The sequence below is a fragment of the Streptomyces niveiscabiei genome (assembly GCF_001419795.1).
In the GTDB taxonomy this organism is placed as follows: domain Bacteria; phylum Actinomycetota; class Actinomycetes; order Streptomycetales; family Streptomycetaceae; genus Streptomyces; species Streptomyces niveiscabiei.
The window spans coordinates 1-1938 of the sequence record NZ_LIRL01000923.1 but is presented as its reverse complement, the minus strand read 5'-3'; the positions used below and the strand labels follow the sequence as shown (position 1 = coordinate 1938).

General features: G+C 73.2%; 3 protein-coding genes. 1 reads left to right on the top strand and 2 read right to left on the bottom strand.

Annotated features, from left to right (window positions below; translation table 11 throughout):
• Nucleotides 1-313 precede the first annotated feature (313 nt).
• The gene (locus AOK24_RS37000) at nt 314-1090 is read right to left on the bottom strand and encodes a GNAT family N-acetyltransferase (protein ID WP_055724327.1); all 777 of its coding nucleotides are present in this window, start codon (nt 1088-1090) and stop codon (nt 314-316) included.
• A gap of 65 nt (nt 1091-1155) precedes the next feature.
• Between AOK24_RS37000 and AOK24_RS36995 the strand changes: the two genes are divergently transcribed.
• Entirely contained in the window at nt 1156-1629 is a 474-nt protein-coding gene (locus tag AOK24_RS36995; protein ID WP_055724326.1) for a nucleoside deaminase, read from the top strand.
• Nucleotides 1630-1780: 151 nt separating this feature from the next.
• Here the strand turns inward: AOK24_RS36995 and AOK24_RS48010 are convergent, their stop codons facing one another.
• On the bottom strand, nt 1781-1903 hold the full coding sequence (locus AOK24_RS48010; RefSeq protein WP_276206881.1) for an LPXTG cell wall anchor domain-containing protein: 123 nt from the start codon (nt 1901-1903) through the stop codon (nt 1781-1783).
• Nucleotides 1904-1938: the final 35 nt, after the last annotated feature.

Genomic DNA, 1938 nt, shown 5'->3' with positions numbered 1-1938 from the left:
GTACGCCACCCCGCGCAGTCCCCGTACAGCAAACTGCCCCGCGCGCCCGTACGACGCTCCCGCGCGCCGTTCCCCCCTCGGGCGCCGAGGTCTACGCTGGACGGACACACAAAGGTCCGGTACCGGGCCCGCCGCCTCGGCTCCCCTCAACGCACGGCGGGCCCACTCGGACGGGACGTGCTCGCGGGCCCGGCATTCAGAGGGCCTCAGCCAGAGGGCTTCCCCCGTTCAAGAGGCTTCCCGCAAAGGTGAGTTCACCGCGCGGTACGAACCCGGCGGCATCCGGCCCGGCCCTCCGGCACCCCCAACTCCCTCACGGCGTATACACATACGGCGTCGTGGTCCCCAACTTCGCGAAGCCCAGCCCCTCCAGGATCGGCCGGCTGTCCTTCGACGCGTCGACCTGGAGGAACTCGTACCCCCGCGCGGCGGCGATGCGGGCCCGGTACGCGATCAGCGCGCGGTAGATCCCCCTCCCCCGCCACTCGGGAACCGTCCCGCCACCCCAGAGCCCCGCGAACCGCGTGTCCGGGATCAGCTCCATGCGGGCCGAGCTGACCGGCTCGTCCCCGGCGAGGGCGACGACGGCGACGAGGATGTCGGGGTCCTCGGCGAGCCGCACCCGCAGCAGATCCCGCAGCCAGGAGGCGTCCCGCCCGAACGCGCGCTCGTTGGCGCGGACCATCAGCTCGACGCCCGCCATGTCCGTGACGGGCTCGATCCGGACGCCCTCGGGCGGCTCGGCCCCGGTCAGCTGGGTCTTCGTCTCAGCGATGAGAAGGGTCTCGACGTCGTCGGGCACGAACCCGGCGGACCGGAGGCGTTCCCCCAGGTCGGCGGGCGTGTCGTGGGAGTACGTCTTCCACTCGAACTCCCGCCCGAGCCCCGTGTAGAAGGCGACCTGCTCGGCGATCACCGCATCCGCGTCCCCCTCACCGAGCCCGGACCACAGGACCCCGCTCCACCCCTCAGCGGAGGCGATCTGCCGGACGACCTGCCCGGTACGTTCGATCCGGGCATCGGAGCTGTCGGGGCGGGCGCCCTGACGCATCTCGCGGTCGTACAGGGCGAGGATGTCGGCATTGTTCATACGCCCACTCCAACACCCCGCCACGCCGCCCACAACACAATTACCCTGCCCCCAGGAGGACAGACGTGAAGGACTCGGAGCTGGCCCACCTGCGCCGCGCGGTGCAGCTCGCGGCGGACGCCCTGGACGCCGGCGACGAGCCGTTCGGCTCGGTGCTGGTAGGCGCTGACGGGACGGTCCTCGCGGAGGACCACAACCGCGTGGCGTCCGGCGACCGCACCCGCCACCCGGAGTTCGAACTGGCCCGCTGGTCGGCGGAGCACATGACACCCGAGGAGCGCGCGGCGGCGACCGTGTACACGTCCGGCGAGCACTGCCCGATGTGCGCGGCGGCGCACGCGTGGGTGGGCCTGGGCCGGATCGTGTACGTCGCCTCGTCCGAACAACTCGGCTCCTGGCTCACGGAGTTGGGCGTCCCGGCGCCCCCGGTGCGCACGCTCCCGGTCCACGAGGTCGCGCCCGGCGTGACGGTCGAGGGGCCGGTGCCGGAACTCGTCGGCGAGGTACGGGAGTTGCACCGCCGTTTCCACACGCGCTGAGGGCCGTACCGGCTCGGTCGGTACGGCCCTCGGACGGCCCGGCGGGGTGCACCTCAGGGGTGTCCCGGCAGCCTCGCGAAAACGTCCGGCGCGCCCTCGCGAAAGGGTCCGGCGCGCCATCGCGCAGACCTTCAGCGCACCGTCACGCCCTTCAGCGCACCGCCCCCGGCCGGAACCGCCGGTACAGTGCGGCCCCGCCGAGGAGCAGCGCCGCGCTTCCGCCGAGCAGCGCGCCCTGCCCGTCGGACCCGGTGCTGGCCAGGGTGACGTTCATCCCGGGGGTGGGTGTTTGGGTGCGCGGGACGGGGG

Excerpts from the sequence above, each read along its gene's own strand:
- AOK24_RS37000 (WP_055724327.1), bottom strand. The coding sequence starts at position 1,090 with ATGAACAATGCCGACATCCTCGCCCTGTACGACCGCGAGATGCGTCAG.
- AOK24_RS48010 (WP_276206881.1), bottom strand. The coding sequence starts at position 1,903 with ATGAACGTCACCCTGGCCAGCACCGGGTCCGACGGGCAGGGCGCGCTG.